This window comes from Azospirillum sp. A26 (assembly GCF_042604635.1).
Lineage (GTDB): Bacteria > Pseudomonadota > Alphaproteobacteria > Azospirillales > Azospirillaceae > Azospirillum > Azospirillum palustre.
The window spans coordinates 63426-83492 of sequence record NZ_CP170476.1 but is presented as its reverse complement, the minus strand read 5'-3'; the positions used below and the strand labels follow the sequence as shown (position 1 = coordinate 83492).

Annotated in this window: 21 protein-coding genes and 2 tRNA genes; 11 read left to right on the top strand and 12 right to left on the bottom strand. The window is 67.2% G+C overall.

Going from position 1 to position 20067, the window contains the following annotated elements:
• The first annotated feature begins 59 nt into the window (after window positions 1–59).
• Window positions 60–443, top strand: a complete 384-nt coding sequence (locus tag ABNQ39_RS31255) for a dihydroneopterin aldolase (protein ID WP_376965892.1) — start codon at window positions 60–62, stop codon at window positions 441–443.
• Window positions 444–504: 61 nt separating this feature from the next.
• Here the strand turns inward: ABNQ39_RS31255 and ABNQ39_RS31250 are convergent, their stop codons facing one another.
• Window positions 505–1083, bottom strand: coding sequence for a hypothetical protein (locus ABNQ39_RS31250; RefSeq protein WP_098736158.1), 579 nt, complete (start codon window positions 1081–1083; stop codon window positions 505–507).
• 217 nt (window positions 1084–1300) lie between these two features.
• Between ABNQ39_RS31250 and ABNQ39_RS31245 the strand changes: the two genes are divergently transcribed.
• Window positions 1301–1376, top strand: a tRNA-Asn gene (locus ABNQ39_RS31245).
• Between the two features lie 4 nt (window positions 1377–1380).
• A tRNA-Asp gene (locus ABNQ39_RS31240) sits at window positions 1381–1457 on the top strand.
• Between the two features lie 70 nt (window positions 1458–1527).
• Here the strand turns inward: ABNQ39_RS31240 and ABNQ39_RS31235 are convergent.
• Complete coding sequence (locus ABNQ39_RS31235) at window positions 1528–1668, bottom strand: hypothetical protein (RefSeq protein ID WP_376965890.1); 141 nt, start codon at window positions 1666–1668, stop codon at window positions 1528–1530.
• Between ABNQ39_RS31235 and ABNQ39_RS31230 the strand changes: the two genes are divergently transcribed.
• On the top strand, window positions 1667–2413 hold the full coding sequence (locus tag ABNQ39_RS31230; protein WP_109447270.1) for a glucose 1-dehydrogenase: 747 nt from the start codon (window positions 1667–1669) through the stop codon (window positions 2411–2413). The genes ABNQ39_RS31235 and ABNQ39_RS31230 overlap by 2 nt on opposite strands.
• Here the strand turns inward: ABNQ39_RS31230 and ABNQ39_RS31225 are convergent.
• Window positions 2341–3000 (bottom strand): DUF3306 domain-containing protein, encoded by a 660-nt coding sequence (locus tag ABNQ39_RS31225; protein WP_376965888.1) that lies wholly within the window; start codon window positions 2998–3000, stop codon window positions 2341–2343. The genes ABNQ39_RS31230 and ABNQ39_RS31225 overlap by 73 nt on opposite strands.
• Entirely contained in the window at window positions 2993–3571 is a 579-nt protein-coding gene (locus tag ABNQ39_RS31220) for a DUF3305 domain-containing protein (protein WP_376965886.1), read from the bottom strand. Before ABNQ39_RS31220 ends, ABNQ39_RS31225 begins: the two co-directional genes overlap by 8 nt.
• A gap of 158 nt (window positions 3572–3729) precedes the next feature.
• Here ABNQ39_RS31220 and ABNQ39_RS31215 point away from each other — a divergent pair, with 158 nt between their 5' ends.
• Window positions 3730–4143 (top strand): hypothetical protein, encoded by a 414-nt coding sequence (locus ABNQ39_RS31215; protein WP_376965884.1) that lies wholly within the window; start codon window positions 3730–3732, stop codon window positions 4141–4143.
• Between the two features lie 7 nt (window positions 4144–4150).
• On the opposite strand, the gene ABNQ39_RS31210 is transcribed toward ABNQ39_RS31215, so the two are convergent.
• Window positions 4151–4942: a phytochelatin synthase family protein gene (locus ABNQ39_RS31210; RefSeq protein ID WP_376965882.1), complete on the bottom strand. Its 792-nt coding sequence runs from the start codon at window positions 4940–4942 to the stop codon at window positions 4151–4153.
• A gap of 316 nt (window positions 4943–5258) precedes the next feature.
• Window positions 5259–8411, bottom strand: coding sequence for a carbohydrate-binding domain-containing protein (locus ABNQ39_RS31205; protein WP_376965880.1), 3153 nt, complete (start codon window positions 8409–8411; stop codon window positions 5259–5261).
• 314 nt (window positions 8412–8725) lie between these two features.
• Here ABNQ39_RS31205 and ABNQ39_RS31200 point away from each other — a divergent pair, with 314 nt between their 5' ends.
• From ABNQ39_RS31200 to ABNQ39_RS31180, 5 genes are all read left to right on the top strand, one after another.
• Window positions 8726–8887, top strand: coding sequence for a hypothetical protein (locus tag ABNQ39_RS31200; protein WP_376965878.1), 162 nt, complete (start codon window positions 8726–8728; stop codon window positions 8885–8887).
• 268 nt (window positions 8888–9155) lie between these two features.
• Window positions 9156–9629 carry a DUF305 domain-containing protein gene (locus tag ABNQ39_RS31195; RefSeq protein ID WP_376965876.1) on the top strand — a complete coding sequence of 158 codons (474 nt, stop codon included), beginning with the start codon at window positions 9156–9158 and terminating at the stop codon, window positions 9627–9629.
• Window positions 9626–11089 (top strand): YncE family protein, encoded by a 1464-nt coding sequence (locus ABNQ39_RS31190; protein WP_376965874.1) that lies wholly within the window; start codon window positions 9626–9628, stop codon window positions 11087–11089. The genes ABNQ39_RS31195 and ABNQ39_RS31190 overlap by 4 nt, the downstream gene beginning before the upstream one ends.
• 87 nt (window positions 11090–11176) lie before the next feature.
• Window positions 11177–11695 carry a sigma-70 family RNA polymerase sigma factor gene (locus tag ABNQ39_RS31185; RefSeq protein ID WP_376965872.1) on the top strand — a complete coding sequence of 173 codons (519 nt, stop codon included), beginning with the start codon at window positions 11177–11179 and terminating at the stop codon, window positions 11693–11695.
• Window positions 11692–12471, top strand: coding sequence for an anti-sigma factor family protein (locus ABNQ39_RS31180; protein WP_376965870.1), 780 nt, complete (start codon window positions 11692–11694; stop codon window positions 12469–12471). The genes ABNQ39_RS31185 and ABNQ39_RS31180 overlap by 4 nt, the downstream gene beginning before the upstream one ends.
• A 90-nt stretch (window positions 12472–12561) precedes the next feature.
• Here the strand turns inward: ABNQ39_RS31180 and hppD are convergent, their stop codons facing one another.
• Window positions 12562–13635, bottom strand: coding sequence for a 4-hydroxyphenylpyruvate dioxygenase (gene hppD, locus ABNQ39_RS31175; RefSeq protein ID WP_376965868.1), 1074 nt, complete (start codon window positions 13633–13635; stop codon window positions 12562–12564).
• A 136-nt stretch (window positions 13636–13771) separates the two neighbouring features.
• Here hppD and ABNQ39_RS31170 point away from each other — a divergent pair, with 136 nt between their 5' ends.
• Window positions 13772–14248 (top strand): Lrp/AsnC family transcriptional regulator, encoded by a 477-nt coding sequence (locus tag ABNQ39_RS31170; protein ID WP_376965866.1) that lies wholly within the window; start codon window positions 13772–13774, stop codon window positions 14246–14248.
• Window positions 14249–14268: 20 nt separating this feature from the next.
• Here ABNQ39_RS31170 and ABNQ39_RS31165 read toward each other — a convergent pair whose 3' ends face one another.
• The 5 genes from ABNQ39_RS31165 to ABNQ39_RS31145 all read right to left on the bottom strand — a co-directional run bounded on the left by ABNQ39_RS31165 (window position 14269) and on the right by ABNQ39_RS31145 (window position 20052).
• On the bottom strand, window positions 14269–15417 hold the full coding sequence (locus ABNQ39_RS31165; RefSeq protein ID WP_376965864.1) for a glycosyltransferase family 4 protein: 1149 nt from the start codon (window positions 15415–15417) through the stop codon (window positions 14269–14271).
• Window positions 15418–15419: 2 nt separating this feature from the next.
• Window positions 15420–16661, bottom strand: coding sequence for a glycosyltransferase family 4 protein (locus tag ABNQ39_RS31160; RefSeq protein WP_376965862.1), 1242 nt, complete (start codon window positions 16659–16661; stop codon window positions 15420–15422).
• Window positions 16658–17953 carry a glycosyltransferase family 4 protein gene (locus ABNQ39_RS31155; RefSeq protein WP_376965860.1) on the bottom strand — a complete coding sequence of 432 codons (1296 nt, stop codon included), beginning with the start codon at window positions 17951–17953 and terminating at the stop codon, window positions 16658–16660. The genes ABNQ39_RS31160 and ABNQ39_RS31155 overlap by 4 nt, the downstream gene beginning before the upstream one ends.
• Before the next feature lie 6 nt (window positions 17954–17959).
• Entirely contained in the window at window positions 17960–18925 is a 966-nt protein-coding gene (locus ABNQ39_RS31150; protein WP_376965858.1) for a GDP-L-fucose synthase family protein, read from the bottom strand.
• A 131-nt stretch (window positions 18926–19056) separates the two neighbouring features.
• Entirely contained in the window at window positions 19057–20052 is a 996-nt protein-coding gene (locus tag ABNQ39_RS31145) for an NAD-dependent epimerase/dehydratase family protein (protein ID WP_376965856.1), read from the bottom strand.
• Window positions 20053–20067 lie beyond the last annotated feature (15 nt).

Sequence of the window (20067 nt, the reverse complement as noted above, 5' to 3'; positions counted from 1 at the left end):
GGCGCCAGCGGGGACGGTTGCTTGGCAGCGGTGGCGTTGCCGTGTTAGGGCTGTCGGCCATGAACAAGCTCTTCGCCACCGTCACCGCCCCGGTGCCGCGTTCGGCCCCGGCGACGCTGTCCACCCGTTGTTTCGTGCGCGATCTGGTGATGGATGCGCTGATCGGCGTCTATGCCCACGAGCGGCTGAAGCCCCAGCGCATCCGCCTCAACCTGGATCTCGACGTGATCGCCCCCGGCGTCACCGGCGAGGACATGGCGACCGTCGTCAAGGGCGTGGTCACCCAGGGCCATGTCACGCTGGTGGAAACGCTGGCCGAACGCATCGCCGAGCGCTGCCTCGCCGACGCGCGGGTGACGATGGCCAAGGTCCGGGTGGAAAAGCTGGACGTGTTCCCCGACGCCGCCAGCGTCGGCGTCGAGATCGAGCGCGCCCGCGGATAAGGGCGCGCAAGCGTGAGGGCTGGCTCGGCCCTCACCGAACTCTATCTTCCCACTAAATTTTTTATCGCCGCAACGGTACCGCCCGCTTGACCAGCCGGCGGTCCATGTCGGCTGCGGCCACCGTCGGCTCGCCCAGGCTGCGCATGACGAAGGCGAAGGTGTCCATCACCCGGTCCAGCACGATCTCGTTGTCGTCCGGACGGCGGCTGACCGACACCACGGCATAGCCGGCGGCGCGCGCCACCGCCGGTTCGCCGCGCAGGCCGCGCACACCCCAGCCGGCGAGCGCATCTTTGCAGCGGAACAGTTCCGCGGCGAAACCGCCGGCCGACTGGGTGCGCCCGACCACATAGGCGGCGGCGACCGCCAGCGGCGCCAGCAGCCCGTCCCAGTCCAGGCAATCCTCCCGCCCGACCCACACCCCGCCGACCGAGCAGGCGGCGGCACCGACCGCCTCGCCCAGCCCGGCGCGGAAGGCGCGCAGCGACTCCACGGCGTCGGCCGCCGGCATCGGCTCCACCCGGCGCCCTTCCGGCATCAGCATCAGCCGGCCCGCCCATTCCGACGAGGGCGGCAGCTGTTCGGTCAGGCGCGCAAGCAGCGCCTCGCGGGCGGCGGCGAAGGGAACGACCTCGGACATCGGGGCCTGCGGCAATGGTGGGGAGAGGAGGCGAGAAAAAGCCTGAGATGCCTGGAACTGTCAAGAGCGAGCCTGCAAGCCGGCAACCCATGGCTGCGGCCCAGGCGCAATGTCACAGGCGAAGGACGCGGAACCGGCCTTTTTCCGGAAAAATGCGGAGCTTTGCATTTTTCTGCTTGCCAGCTTTCGCCAACGGCCATATAAGGCGGGCCTCCGTTCCCGGTTAGCTCAGTTGGTAGAGCAGCGGACTGTTAATCCGCTTGTCGCTGGTTCGAGTCCAGCACCGGGAGCCATAGCGCGGGTGTAGCTCAGTTGGTTAGAGCGCCGGCCTGTCACGCCGGAGGCCGCGGGTTCAAGTCCCGTCACTCGCGCCATTCTCTCCTCTATCTCTCCAAAACGATGTAGCGGATGATGGCGACTGCCCCACAGGGCAGCTTCGCGCTATCATGCATTCTTCGCCGTGTTCACGATCTTCGTCGTGTTCACGATGCGGCCGAAGGCGCCGGTTCCCTGTTGAACGGAGTCCGCGCGCCGCAACGGCCGCGCGCATCTCGGATCGAGAATTGCCGGGGAGGAACCGCTCATGCGTTTGTCTGACAAGGTCGCCGTCGTCACCGGTGGGGGATCGGGCTTCGGCGAGGGCATCGCCCGACGCTTCGCCGCCGAAGGGGCCCGCGTCATCGTCGCCGACCTGGACGAGGCCGCTGCCGGCCGCGTCGCCGACAGCCTGGGAGAGACCGCACTCGCCGTCCGCGCCGACGTGGCGGTGGGGGAGGATTACGAGGCCATCGTCTCGGCGGCGCTGGGCGAGTTCGGGCGGCTCGACATCCTGGTCAACAATGCCGGCTACACCCACCGCTACGGCTCGATGCTGGACGTGGATGAGGCCACCTTCGACCGCATCTATGCCGTCAACGTGAAGTCGATCTATCACAGCGCCATCCACGCCGTGCCGGTGTTCCGCGCCCATGGCGGCGGCGTGATCCTGAACATCGCCTCGACCGCCGGTCTGCGGCCACGGCCGAATCTGACCTGGTACAACGGCTCCAAGGGGGCGGTCATCACCCTGACCAAGTCGATGGCGGCGGAGCTGGCGGCCGACAACGTCCGCGTCTGCGCCATCGCACCGGTGGCGGGCGAGACCGGCATGCTCCACCGCTTCATGGGCCAGGACACGCCGGAACGCCGCGAGCAGTTCCGCAGCAGCATCCCGCTGGGACGCCTGTCCACCCCGGCCGACATCGCCAACGCGGCGCTCTATCTCTGCTCCGACGAGGGGAACTTCCTGACCGGCGTGTGCCTGGAGGTCGATGGCGGGCGGTGTATCTGAGGAGGTTCGGCGGGCCGTTTGGCAACTCCCTCTTCCCCCTGGGGAGAGGGAGTTGGTTCCCGGTCCGATGCGTCGACGGGAGGCCCTTCCAATCCATCTGCGGTCGGAAGCTGCGGAGACTGAGCCAAGATTTCGGTATCGGCCACCGCCACCACTTCAACCGCCTCTTCCTCGTCCCGCTTCTCGTCGGGCAGTACGGCGTTCAGCAGGCGGGCGATGTCGTCGGTGGGGCGCAGGGCGCCGTAGCCGGGCGCGTTGTAGTCCCAGTCATATTCGGCGAAGCCGCGGAAGCCGGCGATGACCGGGTCGCTCGCCCAGGCCCGGCGCAGGGCTTCACGCCGCAGGTCCGCCGGCACGTTGCTGCGCAGAAAACCGGTGTAGTCGCTGTCGGAGCCCAAACTGTCCAGCGGGGGCAGGTCCGCCACCTCCTCGCCGGTCTCTCCAGGCGATTGTTCAGGCGGCACCGTCTCGGGCAGCAGGGCGTCCGGCGGCCGGTCCGCCGGCTCCAGCACCGGCTCCTCCATCCGCGCGTCGCGCTTCAGCCGCGACCAGCGGCCGAGGAAGCCTTCCTCCTCGCCCTCAGCCATGCTGCGGCAGTCCGGGCTTGCGGTGCCGCGCCAGGGCTTCCGGGTCGGCACGGTCGCGCTTGCGCTTGTGGAAGGGGCGCTCGACGAAATGGCGGGCGACGAAGCCATCCATCCACAGCACCAGCGGGATCGGCAGCGGCAGCGCCTCGATCACGTCGTCGCCGGCTTCGGCATGGGCGTCGATCTCGCCGGGATCGGCGGTGACCGCCAGCAGCTGCATCCCCGGCGCGGGACCGCCCGGCCGCAGGATGACGTAGGCGCTGGGCGTGCCGCCGTCGAGATTGTGCTTGTAGTTCTCCGCCTCGGTCGGGAACAGGGCGATCTCGGCGGTGCCGGCGTAATGGCGTGTCCAGTCCGGCCCTTCGGCCAGCACGCTCCAGTCGGGCAGGGTGGGGTCGGCCGGGACCAGCATCACCGGCTGCCAGCGCGCCTCGATCCACGGATTGTCGACGCGCCGACGCTCCACCACCACGCCGACGCTGCGCCGTTCGGCGCGGTCCTGGGGCGAGGCGGGAGCGGTGGCGGCGGCAGTGGAGGAGGGGGCGGCGGAGGACGGGAACTCGCTGGGCATTGTCGGTGTTCCTGATGGGCTGGGACCGGACGGCCTGAAAGCCGGACTCTGTCCCCGGTACAACGCGCCGCCGGCCATTTGGTGCCGTTGCGCATTGGACTCCAACGGCGTTCCCCGAAAGGCTCAACGCCCCAATGGCCCCAATGGAAGGATGCGCCATGCGCAAGATCGCCGCCGCCCTGCTGCTGTCGGGGCTCCTGTCCGGCCTGCCGCTGGTCGGTGCCGCCGCACAGCAGGCGGATCAACCGCAGAGCCAGCAGCCGGCAGCCGCTCCGGTCGACTCCGGATCGAAGGAGTCCGCCGGCGACGCGCTCGCCCGCGATGGCAAGGTTCAGCAGAGCCAGGATCCGCAACCCAGCGCGCAGGGCACCAAGCCGCCGAACCCGTCCAGCTCCGCCGCCACCGGAAGCCAGGAGTTGCAGCAGGCGCTTGCCGACGTGCGTCGGGCGCCGCCCGACCTGAACGGCAACCCGGTGCCGCGCCCGAACCAATGGGCGAGCGAACCGGATCAGCCGAACGAGCCGACCCGGTCGCAGAACCCCTCGGACCTGTCCAGCCAGGAAGTGAAGTAAAGGGCGCTCAGCCTGAAACCCTGCGGCTGCGGACGCGGATCAGTCCGCTGCCCTCGGGGTCGGCGCGGTCGGGCTTCAGCATCGCCTCCAGCAGCCGGGCGTCGCTGGTCCAGTAGGGGACGTACCAGGCGCGGTCGGGATCCATCACCAGCGCGCGCCTGTTCGCCGCGTCGTAGGCGCCGAGCGGCGCGATGTGGCCGAGGCCGATGTCGCCGGTCAAGGTGCCCTGGTCGAAGGCCAGCAGGATGATGTCGTCGGCGCTGCGCTCATTGTCCGACAGGATGCGGCGCAGCTCCGCCAGCGTGGCGGGAGAGGTGTCGCGCGGGCGCCAGACCTCCACCTCGGCGTCGATGCCGTAGGCGCTCAGGCTGCGGCGGACATAGGTGATCAGCTCGCCGAAGGAGATACCCTCGCCATCGTCGGCGGTGGCGTCGCGCCAATGATCGTCGTCCAGCCGGTCGAGCAGCTGCTTGGCGGTGACCAGCCGTTCCGACGCCAGCCCGGGCAACCCGCGCAGCGCGTTCAGCATCATCGTCACGCTGGCAACCGAACAGGAGGCGCCGGTCGTCTGCGGCACGTAATAGGGGCTGAGCGCCCAGTAATCCGGTGCGGGCGTGGTGCGGACGAAATCGACCGAGCGGGTGATCGGCACGGCGTCCGGGCCGAACTTGGGCTTCTTGTCGTCCTGTTGGGCCGAGGCCGGCCCCGCCGCACAGGCGGCCCACAGCAGGAGGCCGGCCCCCAGGGTCTTCGCCACGGCCCCTGCGGTCCATTCTGCCGTCCACGTCGCTTGCTTCATCGGAAACTGTCTCGGTCCGTCCGGTCTGGAATGGGAATGCGCCCCGATCCGTGCAGCTTGGGCCTGTCCGCAGCGGAGCGCGGCCTGGATATGGTGCGCTGCGGCGCGAACGCCAAGCCGGGGGCACGGCTGCGCCGATTGCGCTTGTGCCGGCCGCCGGCGGTCTTTTCTGAAGGGATTTCCGAAACGCATGTGGGCGGAGCCTCCGTCGCTCGACCTCGAGCAAAACAGGCTCCGCCCACCGCTGGGGCCGGCACGTCGAGGGCGTACCCCCGATGCGCCGGCCCCCTATATGCCGGCTTTCAGGATCGGGCGATCAGACGCCGTCCCAGAAATGCTCCAGGCCAACCGCGGCGACGCCGTCGACGCCCATCTTGGCCCAGGCGAGGTCGTGGATGCCCATCGCGAAGGCGGGCGAGGTCGGCAGCAGCGAGTAGTCGCCCCAATAGGCGTTGTTGAACATCGGCTTGCCGATCACGTCGTGATCGCCGTATTTCGGCACGTTGTAGACAAGGTTGTTGTCGATGACGAAGTCGTTGGCGCTGAGCAGCTCGATGTAGTCGTCCAGCGGCAGGGTGCCCATCACCACGTTCTTGGTGATGGTGTTGTTGTGCGGGTCGCCGGCCGTGCCGTGCACCGGCTGCCATTCGATGCGGATGAAGTCTTCCTTGTTGCTGGCGATGACCGAGAAATTGTTGGTCACCACGTTGTTGTCGCCGCCATGGATCTGCACCGAGGCCCAGTCGGCGTCCTTGATGAAGTTGTCCTTGACGGTGATGCCGCCGGCCATGTCGTCGAGATAGATGCCGAAGCCCTTCTGGCCGAACATCCAGGTGTCCTGGTTGCTGGTGGCGAGGCCATTGGCATGCTCGATCCGGTTGCCCTGGATGATCATGCCGGTGTCGACGCTGGACCGCCCGAGAATCTCGATGGCGCCGCCGTCGGCGGTCTCCAGCCCGGTGTAGGAGATGTTGTTGTACTGGATGATGTTGTTGTGGTTCACCGTGTTGGTGGTGCCGCCGTAATCCTTGAACGAGATGCCGTAGCGGGCGCTGTGGTCGATGTCGTTGTTGGAGATCAGGTTGTTGTCCACTCCGGTGCCGATGATACCGGACACCGCCTTTCGCACTTCGCCGATGTTGCTGATGCTGTTGGCATAGATGCTGTTGCCGTTGCTGCGGCCGTCCATCTCGATGCCGCTTTCCGCCAGATGGTTCAGCGTGTTGTGGGCGATGTCGTTGTTGGACGAGGCGGCGGTCAGCTTGATCGCGGTGCCGACGTTCAGGAAGCTGTTGTCGCTGATGTGGTTGCCGCTCGACTTCGTCAGCAGCAGGGCGTCGCCGCCGGTGGTGGTGTTCTTGAAGGTCAGCCCGTCGATGGTGACGTTGCTGGCGCCGTTCAGCTTGATCAGGGTGTCCAGCCGCGGCACCTCGACGCCGCTGGAGACGAAGCCGGAGCTGGCGGCCTTGTAGAGCAGCTTGCCGTCCGAGGTCCGCCAGGCGAACTCGCCGGCCTGATCGACATAGGCGGCGTTGTTCAGCAGCTTGTAGGTGGTGCCTTCCGCGAACGGCAGCGAGGCGCCGTTCTTCAGCATGATGGTGCGGGTGGAGGCGTTGAAGCTGGCGATGGTGCCCAGCGTGTCGCCCAGCCGCTCGGCATCCATGATCTGGATGAGCGTGCCCGGCTGGATGTCGGCGGCGGTCACGTCGGTGCCGTGCGAGCGGATCGACCAGCCGCTGGGCCCGCCCGAGGCGGCGTCGGCGAAGTGCCAGCCGCTGGTGACGTCAGAGGCGTCGTAGGCGAACTTCTCGGCCAGATGCTGGCGGACGTCGCCGACGATCAGGTCGAGGTTGCTGGCGGTGCCGAGCTTGGCCGAATAGAGGCCGTTGCCCTCGCTGGTGAAGCTCTTCACCACTTCGCCGCCGCTGAGCACCGGCTTCTCGCCGGGATAGTTCTGGAAGCTGTGCCCGTTGTCGAGAGAGGTCAGCTCCAGCGTCTTGGTCAGGTGATAGGTGCCCTCGCGGACATAGGTGGTGTCGATGGCCGGGTTGGCCCGCATGGCGGCCTGTGCCTTCTCCAGGCTGGCGAAGGGACCGTCGGTGCCGTCGGCGTTGGGGGCGGACAGCTTGCCGGACCACGTGTCCTTGCCGTTGGCGGCGACGTAGAAGGCGGGCTTGGTCGGGGCGGTCGGCACCGGCGTCTGGGTGGCGGGGGTGTTGCCGAACAGGTCGGCCCCGGCCTTGACGTTCAGGGCGCCGCCCCAGTAGAGGCCCTCCTGGCCCTTGACCACGTCCTTGCCGTCGACGGCACCCTTGTCATAGGTGACGATGCTGTCGGTGGAGGCGACGGTGTTGCCGTTGATGACGACCGACTTGACGAACAGGTTGCGGTCGACGCCGTTCACTGTTGCGTCGTTGTCGTACCAGACCTGGACCGTGTGGGCCTTGGTCGGATCGACGTTGGCGGTGAACTTGTAGCCGGTGGTGGTCGCCGCCGCCTTGGCGTCGCCGATCACCTGCCCGTCGACCAGCAGCTTGAAATGCGCGGCCTGCCCGCCGGCCGAGGTGCCATAGGCGTTGACGACGATGTCCACCACCTTGCTCGGCGGCGGCGGGGGCGGCGGGACATAGGCGCCGCCGAAATACTCCTCCGGCACGCCGAAGGTCAGGGCGCCGCCCCAATAGAGGCCTTCCTGGCCGGCGACGACGAACTTGCCGTCCACCGCCCCCTTGTCGTAGGAGGCCATGTCGGAGGTCGAGGCGATGGTCTTGCCGTCGATGTTGATCGACTTGACGAACAGGTTGCGGTCGACGCCGTTCACGGTGGCGTCGTTGTCGTACCAGATCTGGATCTTGTGGGCCTCGTTCGGGTCCACCTTGGCGGTGAAGGTGTAGTCGGTGGCCGAGGTGGCGCTGACCCAGGCATCGCCGACCACCTGATCGTCGACCAGCAGCTTGAAGTGCGGCGCCTGTCCGGCGGCGCTGACGCCATAGGCGCTGACCTTGATCGTCGTGGTCATGGTGGCGGCCGTCTCGGCGTCCGGCACGGTGGCGGCGGACGGGAACAGCGTGGCGGGCAGCGGCACGTTCAGCGCGCCCGGCCAATACATCTCGGTCTGGCCGGAAATGACGTTCAGCCCGTCGATCTTGCCGGTGTCGTACTTGACCGAGGGATCGATCGACAGGATGGTCTTGCCGTTCACCTCGAACGACTTGACGAACAGGTTGCGGTCTTCGCCGTTAACCGTGTCGTCGTTGTCGTAGATCAGCTGCAGCGCATGCGCTTTATCGGCCGGCACGTTCGCGGTGAAGACGTAGCGGGACTGGGTGGCGGAGGAAACGGTGGCCTCGCCGATGCTGGCACCGTCCAGAAGCAGTTGAAAATGCGGCCATTTTCCGCCGGCTGCCGCGCCCCAGGCATTGACCGCAAAGGTGACCTGGATCGTGCCGTCGGTGTTGGTGGTAGCCATTTTGGAACTCCGCTTTAGGGGTATCGCCTCGTTCCGAAGGCTCGTCTGTTAGCCTTAATCGGGTACTAACACTTATGGTTAGGAAATTATGAATGAGGGCGTTTTCCGTGGCATGAATGAGACAAAAAACGGACGATTGTTTTTTAGGCGAATCAGAGAAAAATGAAACTCCGGCATCCATGACGATCTGGCAGAAATAGATCGGCAAATTTTGCCCGGTTACCTCTGGCCTGACCGTTTCCATTTGATGGAAGCCTTGTGAATGAAGGGTGATTTACCGTTTTTGAGCGCTCCAACTTGCGAATGGCGGTTGCATGCGCGGTTCATATATCGCGCTTGAAGAATGGAACCGGAGGCCCTGTTTCCGCGTCAAGCTTGGGCATCCCCTGCGGCGCATCGACCGCGTCAAGCTGGCGCTCCGGCTGCTGGGCATCATTGCCGGGGCGGCGGCGCTGTGGGTGTTGCAGGCGCCCTGAACCAGCCGACGCGCTGCGTCCCATCGCGATCTTCAAGAGCGACTGCGAGCGCTTCGACGCCCACACCCATCCGGAATGAAGGACCCCGGCTCCGCCACGGGGGATTAAAAACACATAAGTTCAATTATGGAAAATATTGGCGGGTTTCATCGCCTGCGGAAAAAATTGAAAGCGGGCGGAATAATCGGGCGGTCGGCCAGTCCACCCCGTCAAGACCGCGACGAGACAGACCGAAGAGCCTCTCATGCGATATCCGATATTGGCAGCCTTGGCCCTCACCCTGGCAACGGGAATGACGGTGCCGATGCCTGCCGGCGCCCAAAGCACCGATCCACTCACAGCCGGGCCTGCCACCGCATCGGCGCTCGACGACGAAGCGCCCTTCCTTGCGGAAAACAACACCGCCATGGACAGGATGATGTCCGACATGGCGGTGAAGCCGACGGGCGACGTCGACGCCGACTTCACGGCGATGATGATTCCCCATCATCAAGGCGCGATCGACATGGCGCTCGCCGAACTGCGCTACGGGAAAAACGAACAGCTCCGGCGCATCGCGCAGGAAATCATCGTCGAGCAGCAGCAGGAGATCGCCGCCATGCGCATGGCCCTGGGCCAGCCGCTGCCGCCCTCCGCGCCGGCGCCGACCCAGGTTCCGCCTCAATCCCCGGCCTCGCAGACCCCTCCGTCTCCGATGCCCATGCACATGCACATGCACATGAAAGAGGGTCAGTCCCGATGAAGAGTCGTCTGCTTTCCACCCTGGCGCTGATCGCCGGCTCCCTGCTTGCCGGACATCTGCCCGCCTATGCCGGGCAAGCGCCCTACGCCAGCATGGCACCTGATTTTCCGATCAGCCACCGCGATCGCATCTACGCGGCCGAGCAGTTCTCGAACACGGTTTCGGTCATCGATCCCGTCGACAACAGGTTGCTCGGCGTCATCCGTCTCGGAGACACGCAGCCGGCGAACTTCAGCCCGCTCTACAAAGGGCAGGTCCTGGTCCATGGCATGGGCTTTTCCCCCGACCGCAAGACCATCGCGGTCGTGTCGATCGGCTCGAATTCGGTCAGCTTCATCGACACGGCCACCAATGTGGTCAAGCACGTCACCTATGTCGGGCGCTCGCCCCACGAGGCGTTCTTCACACCGGATGGCAGTGAGGTCTGGGTCACGGTGCGTGGCGAGGACTACGTCGCCGTCCTCAATGGCAAGACCTTCGAAGAGAAGACCCGCATCAAGACGCCGAACGGGCCGGGCATGCAGATCTTCTCGCCAGACGGAAAATACGGCTACGTCTGCTCCTCGTTCAACCCGGAGACGGATGTCGTCAGCGTGGCCGATCACCAGATCATCGCCCGCATCCAGCAGGCCAGCCCCTTCTGCCCCAACATCGCGGCGACCCCGGATGGCCGGCAGGTCTGGTTCACCCTGAAGGATGTCGGAAAGACGCAGGTCTTCAATGCCCAGCCGCCGTTCGACCTGATCAAGACGCTCGATACCGGACCGATCACCAACCACGTCAATTTCGCGCACAACGCCAATGGCACCTTCGCCTACGTCACCATCGGCGGCCTGAACGAGGTGAAGGTGTTCCGCACCGACAGCTTCGAGCAGGTCGCGACGATTCCCGTCGGCAACCTGCCGCATGGCGTCTGGCCGTCGGGCGACGGCAGCCGCATCTATGTCGGGCTGGAGAATGCGGACGGGATGACCGCCATCGATACCGTGACCAACACCGTGATCGCGACCGTGCCGATCGGCCAGGCGCCGCAGGCGATCACCTATGTGCCCGATGCCGTGCCCGAAGGCGCCGGAACCGACAACCTGACCCCGCTCGGGGTCGCCGGGCAGGCGACGCACCTCGACCTCGCGGTCTCGGCGAACGGAAAGCCCGGCAAAGCCGTCACGACGGTGTCGTTGTTCGACCAGGGGCTGATCCAGGTTCTCCAGGCCTCCGTGACGAATCTCGACCCCAGGAAGCCCTATGTGCTGGCGCTGGCCGAGACCGAAACCGGCCACGGCGCGCTGCAGCCGCTCGCCGCGTTCATGACGAATCCGGCCGGATCTGCGATCGTCAACGCAGCGGGACCGATCCGGCAGATCGTGCAGAACACCGTGAAAGCCGAGAAGCGGTATCTGGTCATAACCGAGGGCACGGCGGCCCAGCCCGGCGCCGTCGTGCAAATCCAGGCACGGTGACATCCGGCCGGCCCCTTTCCGACCGGAGGCGGGCCGGCCCAAGTCTCGGTGTTCCGATTCTCAGTGTTCATGGTCGCATGATGCCCGATGATGATCGAACTGCTTGAACCCCTCATACCGGCGCTTCGCCGATACGCGCGCTCGCTGCTTCGCGATCGCACGGCGGCCGACGATCTGGTCCAGGACTGCCTGGAACGCGCCATCGCCCACTGGAACCAGCGTCGGGTCGACGGCGACACCCGCAGGTGGGTCTTCACCATCCTGCACAACCTCGCCATGACGGAATTGAAGCGCAGGTCCGCAAGATCCTCCGACCTCGACGTCGAGTCCGCCGAGAATTGGCTTTCGACCCCCGCCTCCCAGGAAGATGGTCTGCATCACCGCGCCCTGCTGCGTGCGCTCGAAGCACTCCCCGAGGACCAGCGCGCGGTCATTCTGCTCGTCAGCATTGAAGACCTGTCCTATGCGGATGCGGCAAAGATTCTCGATGTTCCGATAGGGACTGTGATGTCACGATTGTCGCGTGCGCGCGAAAAGCTGCTGAAGAGCATCAGGGAGATGCCGGTCGAACCGGCCGGACGATCCCATTTGCGGAGGGTGAAATGATCAGCCGCCCGATCACCGAGGACGATCTCAACGCCTTCGTCGACCAGCGCCTCGATTCCGTCCGGCAGGCCGAGGTGGCGGCCTATCTGGAAGCCCATCCCGAGGTGGCGGAGCGCGTGACCGGCTACGCCTCTCAACGCGACGATCTCAGAGCCCTTCTCCTGCCAATCGCCGACGAACCGGTGCCTGCGGCACTCAACGTCAGACACATCGCGGAACGTCACGGCCGCCGATCCCGCCTGCCGTGGTGGGCCGCGGCTGCGGCGGCCGTATTGATAGGCTTCGGCGGAGCCGGCGGCTGGACGTTGCGGGGGTTGTCCGATCCGCCGTTGCAGGGCGTCGCCTCGCTCGGCCAGGAGGCCGCGGACAATTACGCCGTCTACAGCCCCGACCGCCTCCGTCCCGTCGAACTGCGCGCCGGCGCCGGCACCGAACTTGCCGATTGGATTTCCACCCGCCTGGGGCGGCAGGTCGGAGTTCCGGACCTCGAAGCGTCGGGCTACCGTTTCATGGGCGGACGTGTCGTCGCGACGCCGCACGGGCCGGCGGCGCTCTTCATGTACGACAATGACCATGGCATGCGTCTGGTCATGCTGAGCCGTCCCATGACGGTCGATCGCGACGTCCCGATGCAGCCCCTGAGCCAGCCGGCGGCCAGCGGCTTTTCATGGGCGGCCAAGGGCATGGGCTACAGTCTGGTCGGCCCCGCCGACGCGCAGGCGCTCCTGCATCCCATCGCCGACGAGGTGCGGCGCCAGATCGGAAACGATGTGTAAGGCCGCTCAAATGCCGGGCCGACGATGCAAGAACGCCGTCCGGCCCCGCGGCCGGACGGCGTTCCAAGCAATGGACGGCGAACCGACCCGTCAGGCCGCATCCTCGCTCAGCACGCCGCGGCGGATCTGGTCGAGTTCGATGGATTCGAACAGCGCCTTGAAGTTGCCCTCGCCGAAGCCCTCGTTGCCGATGCGCTGGATGATCTCGAAGAAGATCGGGCCGATGACGGTCTGGGTGAAGATCTGCAACAGCAGGCCCTGGCCTTCCGTCGGGGCGCCATCGAGCAGGATTCGGTTGGCCTGGAGACGCTTCAGGTCCTGGTTGTGGCCCGGCACACGGGTATCGACGCGCTCGTAGTACGTGTCGGGCGTGTCCTGGAACGGGGTGCCCATGCCACGCATCGTCTCCACCGTGCGGACGATGTCGTTGGTGCCGAGCGCCACATGCTGGATGCCTTCGCCCCTGTAGTCGCGCAGATATTCGACGATCTGCGACTTGTTGTCGGCGGATTCGTTGATCGGAATGCGGATCTTGCCGCAGGGGCTGGTCATCGCCTTCGACCGCAGGCCGGTCAGCTTGCCCTCGATGTCGAAATACCGGATCTCGCGGAAGCCGAACAGGCGGGTGTAGAACTCGGCCCACTCCTCCATCCGTCCGGTATGGACGTTGTGGGTCAGGTGGTCGATGTAGGTCAGGCCGGCGCCCTGGGGATGCTGGTCCACTCCCGGAAGCGGCACGAAATCGACCTCATAGATGCTGCCGCGGTCGGCATAGCGGTCGACGAGGTAGATCAGCGAATCGCCGATGCCCTTGATGGCGGGGATGTTCAGTTCCATGGCGCCGACGCGGGTTTCGACACCCCAGGCGCCAAGCTCCAGCGCCCGGCGATAGGCGAAGGCGGCGTCGCCGACACGGAAGGCGATGGCGCAGATCGACGGACCGTGCTGGGCGGCGAAGTTGCGCGGGAAGCCCGACGGCTCGGCATTGACGATGAAGTTCACGTCGCCCTGGCGGTAGAGCGTGACGTCCTTCGACCGGTGGCGGGCGATTGCCGTGAAGCCCAGCTGCTCGAACAGGCGGCCCAGCGCCACGGTGTCCGGCGCGGTGAATTCGATGAACTCGAATCCGTCGGTCTTCATCGGGTTGTCCCACATGTCGGCCATGATCGCCTCTCCCTTGAATTGTCCTGCGATCAGTATGCCGGACTGTCCGTGGAAAGAGCTTTCAAAGTGAGGCGGGCACACCTATGATTTTGGCAGGATTTTTCGGCGTTCCGCCTGTGACCGGAGATTTTTGCCGTTGCCTGCCGCCCTATCGGAAATCGACATCAAAATCCTGGTCGCCTTGCAGGAGGATTCGCGCCTGACCGTGCAGGAGCTGGCCGACCGGGTCGGCACCTCGCCCTCCTCCTGCTGGCGTCGGCTGAAGTCGCTGGAGGAAACCGGGGTGATCCGCCGCTACACGGCGTTGGTCGATCCCAAGGCGGCGTCGGTCGGCGAGTGCGTCTTCGCCCATGTCACGCTGGACCGCCATTCCGCCGAGACCGCCGCCATCTTCATCGATGCGGTGCGCAAACGGCCGGAGGTTCTGGAATGCTACGCGGTGTCGGGCGACGCCGACTATCTGCTGCGGGTCGCGGTGCGGGCCATTGCCGACTACAACCGCTTTCTGGAAGAGTTCGTGTTCCAGCTGCCCTTCCAGGTCCGCATCCGCTCCAACTTCGCCCTGAAGGAAATCAAGTTCGAGACGGCGCTGCCGCTGGGGAGTGGGGCGTAAAGCCGCCCCTGGCTTCTCCCCTACCCTGCCACGCGGCGCTTGGCCGGCACCGTGGCGGCTGCGGCGGCCGGGTGCGGCCCGGCGATGCGGTCGAGCAGCAGGTCCAGGCCGCTGCGGCTGGTCTCGAAGGCCACGCGCGCACGGGTCAGCGTCTGCGCCGAGGCGGCGGCGAGCGCCTCGCGGTCGTCGGCCCAGGCCGACAGGATCGGGACGGTCGCCTTCACGAAGTCGGCATTCTGCGGCACCAGCCCGTCAGCCGGAATGTCGGAGCCGATGCAGCCGCGCTCATAGGCCAGCACCGGCACGCCGGCGGCCATCGCCTCGAACAGCACCAGCGGCTGCGCCTCGTTGCGGTAGCGCGTCGGGAAGACGAAGACGTCGATGTCGCGGTAGAAGGCCTCCTTGGCCTCGCCATGGACCGGGCCGTGATACTCGACCGCCCCGTCGAAGGCCATCAGCCCGGCGGCGATCATCGCGTTGTCCTTCGGCTTCAGCCCCGGACCGGCCAGCACCAGCCTGGCGTCCACCCCGTCGAGTTGCAGGGCGCGCAGCAGGGCGAACAGCGTGTCCAGCCCCTTCTCGCTGCACAGGTTCGACAGATGGCCGATGCGCAGGGGACCGTCGCGCCGCGGACGCGGAAGGGCGCCGGGAACCGAGAAGATGGCGTTCGACATGGTCATGCAGGTGCGCGCCGCCGGATAGATCGACTGGAAGCGCAACTGCATCGCCGGGCACAGCAGGACATGGGTGCAGTCGCTGCCGGCGACACGGGTCAGCAGCCGCATCCGCCAGGTCGGTTTGCTGATGGTGGCGAAGGAGTGATGGTGCAGCACCCGCTCATAGCCGAACAGCCGCGCGGTCCCGGCGAGGGCTGCGGTGTAGAGCGCGCCCCAGCCCGAATCCACCGGCATGTAGAAACGGCGGTCCGGCTTGCGCAGCCCGGCGGCGAGCCGGCCCATGGTGCCGAACACCCGCGTCATCTTGCGCAGATGGTAGACGGCGCCGCCGCCGTTCCAACCGGGCGACAGGTCGGCGACCTCCACGCGGCCGCGCCCCCGCATGCGGTCCTGCAGACGCTCCAGCACCAGGGCCGTCACCCGGCTCATCCCATCCACCGGCGGCGGCAGGCGCCCGGAGACGACCACATGGGTGCGCGCGTTCCGTTCCATCGTCAACTCCCGGTCAGTGCCGCTCCGGTCGACCGGCCATGCTGGCCACCCTCCGGGTCGGCGGAATAGTCGGACACATAGTCCGTGTCCGCGCTGCGCTCCGCCTTCGGGCCGCCCAGCGCCACCACGGCCTTCTCCACCGACAGGGCGAAGAAGCTGGCGTCGGCCAACGCCTGGAAGGGCCGCCCGTTCAGGCTCAGGCGGCGCCACTCGTCCTCGTCGCCCGCGACCGACAGCATGTAGCGCGCCAGCCCCTCGGGGTTGTCCGGCTCCACGATGTGGCCGTTCAACCCGCTGCGGATCAGCACGTCGCGTGCCCCGCACTGGTCGGACAGGATGGTCGGAACGCCCATGGCGAGGGCCTCGTTCACCACCAGTCCGAACTGCTCCTCCAGCGACGGCAGAAGCAGGCAGAGCGTGGACCCCAGCGTCTCGGCGATCCCCTTTTCCTGGAGGAAGCCGCGGAAGACGATCGACCCGTCCAGCCCGCGCCGCGTCACCTCGGCCCGCAGCTCCGCCTCCAGCGGACCGGATCCGCAGAGGTGGAGCGGTCGGGCGGCGGGACCGGCCAGCCGCCGGTAAATGTCATAGGCTTCGACCGCCCGGAACAAGTTCTTCTTCGGGACGAAGCGCGCGATGATGGTGAAGTGGCGGTCGGCGAAGGGTACTCCCCCAGGGGCCGGTTCCATCCCGGACAGTCGGCGGATGCGGTCCAACGACAGCGTGTCGTACCCGATGTAGAGCCGGTCCTTCGGAAGTCCCAGCAGACGGAAGTAATCCACCGTGCGGTGGCTGCCGCCGATCCCCGCCTGATAGGGGGAGTAGAAGACGCTCTTGACCATTTCGCGCCACAGGATGCGCGGCTTGTCGTCGTATTTGGAGGCGTTCATGTTGATGACCTTGCGGCCCATCAGCCGCATGGTCAGGGCGAGCGCGAAGACGTCCGGGTCCTCGTAATGGCAGAGGAAGACGTAGCGCGCGTCGGCGTTGCGGCATTCGCGCAGCAGGGCGCGGTAGACCGCGGCCTTCGACAGGTCGGCCTTCGACTGCCCGGGGAACAGGGTGATCTTGCGGAAATTCTGCCCCGTCCCGGTCGAATCCCAGGCGTAGGTGTGCGACTTCGACCCGACCTCCAGCCCGATCACGTCATAGGCATGGCCCAGCCGGCGGCCGACCGCTTCCAGCCGGTCCATGTGGTAGGGGCCGAACATCTCCCAACTGAAGACCAGCGCGGGTTTCTTCATGCTGCCTCTCCCAACAGAAGGCGGGCGTAGCGGTCGAGCGCCACGGCACGCGTGGCGTTCGCCTCCACCCAGGCGCGGCCACGGCGGCCCATGGCGGTGGCGCGGGCGGGGTCCGACAACAGGGCGGCCACCGCCTCGGCCATCGCGCGCGGCTCCTCCGGCGGGGTGCACAGGAAGGCGCCGACCTGCGCCTCCAGCGTGGCGAGCGCCGATCCCGGCAGGCAGGTGCTGACGAAGGGCCGGCCGGCGGCGAGAATGGTCACCGCCTTGCCCGGCATGGCGAAGGCCGCCCCTTCGGGCCGCTGCGGCACCAGATGGACGTCGCCTTCCGCCATCGCCTCGTTCAGCTGGTCCTTCGGCGCCAGCGGCTGGAAGATCACGTTGCCGAGCCCCATGGCGCGGGCGCGGCCCTTCAGCTCCTCCTCCAGGCCGCCCTGCCCGCGCATCTTGATGCGGGCCTGCGGCATCAGTTCCGCCAAGTGCCCGGCCATGTCCAGCACCTGCTCCAGCCCCTGCTTGCGGGCGAAGGCGCCGCTGTAGAGCGCGGTCGGCGGCTGGTCGGGGCGCGGCAGCGGGTGGACCGCGTCGGCATCGACATGGGGGGGGATCACATGGATCGGCCGGGTGACGCCCAGCTCCTCCAGCACGCCGCGCATCGGCTCCGACAGGACGACGATGGCGTCGGCGCGGTTAAGGGCCGCGCGCTCCATGGCGCGGATCGCCTTGACCGCCGCCTTGCCGCCCATGCCCAAGGCACCGGCGAGGCCGGACTGGATGTCGTGGACGATGGCAACGTGGCGGCCGCCCGGCGCCTTGAAGCGGTTGGCGATGGCCACCGACAGGATCGACGGGCAGAGCGACAGCACGGCGGTGTGCCGCCCGACCCGGCCGCGGGCGCGGGCGGCGGCGAAGCCGGCATGCAGCACGCCCTCGTGGATCAGCCGGGCCTTCATGCCGCCGCCGGCCGGCGGGATGGTGTGCAGGCGCTCGATCAGAACGCCCTCCACCGTCTTGCTGTCCTGCGCCCCGTCGGCGTAGCCGTCATAGACCTTGTTGCCGGGATAGTTGGGACGCGCGGTCAGCACCGTGGTCTCGGCCCCGGCCGCCGCGAAGGCGGTGGCGAGGTCGGTCATCATCGGCGCGCTGCCGGCCGGTTCCGGCCAATAGCTCTGCGCCACGAGCAGCAGTTCTTCCGGCACGGGCACCTCCGCCAGGGAAGGCGCGCCCGCTGAAGCCTTGGAAGCCGGCCGGTCGAAAGCCGGCGGCCGCAGATGGATGGAATCGTCCGGCATCGGGCTTTACTCCGCTGCCTGCTTGGGGACTTGGCGACGCTCCGGAGCGGCATTCTCCAGGAACCAGTCGTAGGTGCGGCGCAGCCCCTCCTCCAGCGACACCTTCGGGCGCCAGCCGGTGGCGAGCAGGCGCGACACGTCCATCAGCTTGCGCGGGTGGCCGTCGGGCTTGCTCAGGTCGTGGGTCAGCGTGCCGGTGTAGCCGACGGTGTCGCGGATCGACGCGGCGAGGTCGGCGATGGCGATGTCCTCGCCGGGGCCGACATTGATGATTTCCCCGCTGTCGTAATGGTCCATCAGATGCAGGCAGGCATCCGCCATGTCGTCGACATAGAGGAACTCGCGCCGCGGCGTGCCGGTGCCCCACAGGGTGACCGTCGGGTCGCCCGCCACCTTGGCATCGTGGAAGCGCCGGATCATGCCCGGCAGCGCATGCGAGGTCTCGGGCTCGAAATGGTCGCCGGGGCCGTACAGGTTGGACGGCATGGCGCAGATGGCGTTGAAGCCGTACTGGCGCCGGTAGGCCTGGCACATGGTGATGCCGGCGATCTTGGCGACGGCGTAGGGCTTGTTGCTCGGCTCCATCTCGCCGGTCAGCAGCGCCTCTTCCTTGATCGGCTGTTCGGCATGCTTGGGATAAAGGCAGGAGGACCCGAGGAACAGCAGCTTGCTAACGCCGGCACGCCAGGCGGCGTCGATGACGTTGTTCTGGATCAGCAAATTGTCGCGGATGAAATCGCCGCCGAAGCGGTCGTTGGCAAGGATGCCGCCCACCTTCGCCGCGGCCAGGATCACCTGTTCGATGCCCTCGCGGTCGAAGAAGGCGCGCACCGCCGCCTGATCGGTCAGGTCGAGCTGCGACCGGTCGCGGATCACGAGGTCGGTGTGCCCGGCCTCGGTCAGCCGCCGCAGAATGGCGGATCCGACGAGTCCCCGGTGCCCGGCGACGAAGATGCGGCTGTTGCGGTCCATGCGGGCCGTCTCCTTAAGATCTTGTGCGAACGAATGCCTCATCGGCCGTCATCCCCGCGAACGCGGACTCCCGCCTTCGCGGGGATGACGGATGGGAGCACGACCGCCGGTCACGCTCCCCTGATGACGCCCTACTCCGCCGCCTGCCCCATGCGCCCCAGATCGGCACGCGCTCGCTCGGCATACCACTCGACCACGCCGGGCAGGCCGGCGGAGAGCGGGATGCGCGGGGTGAAGCCCAGCGCGGTCAGCTTGGCGATGTCGGGGCTGCGGCGGTCGGTGCCGCCGGGAGCCGCCGGGCCGGGCATCACCTGGGCCTCGCGGCCGAGGCAGGCGACCGTCTGGCGGGCGAGGTCGGCGATGGTGACCTCCTCCGGGTTGCCGACATGGTAGATGCCGAGATGCTCGCCCTTGTCGACCACCGTCACGATGCCGTCGATGGCGTCGTCGATGTGGACGAAGGCGCGGGTCTGGCGGCCGTCGCCCTGGATCTTGAAGGGCACCGTGCCGCTCGGATGGCCGGCGATGGCCTCCACCGCGCGGCGGGAGAATTCCGGCACCACATGCTCCCAGCCCATGTCGGCGCCGTAGACGTTGTGCGGACGGAAGATGGCGACGCGGTCGAAGCCGCTGCGGCCCCAGTTGACGGCCAGCAGCTCCGAGATCAGCTTGGAGCCGCCGTAGCTGTAGCGGGCGTTCAGCACGTCCGGCACCACCAGCGGCACATCCTCCGGCGTCGGCACCATCGGCGGGGTCTGGTAGGCTTCCGAGGAGGAGGCGACGACCAGATCGCCCACGCCGTCGGCGCGGCAGGCGTCCAGCACGTTCAGCATGCCGCGCACGCCGACGTCCAGCACCACTTCCGGCTTCTCGTAGAAATGCTTGGTTCCGTTGACGGCGGCCAGATGGAGCACGCCGTCGACGCCGCGCACCGCCCCGCGCACGGCGTCAGCGTCGCGGATGTCGCCCTGGACGAACTCCACGTCGTCGAGCACGCCGGCCAGCCGCCCGGTGTGCCCGCGCGAATTGTCGTCCAGAACGCGGACGCGGTGGCCGTCACGGACCAGACGGTGGACCAGGGCGGCGCCGATGAAGCCGCTGCCGCCGGTGACGAGATAGTGTTTCATGTCGGTCAAATTCCT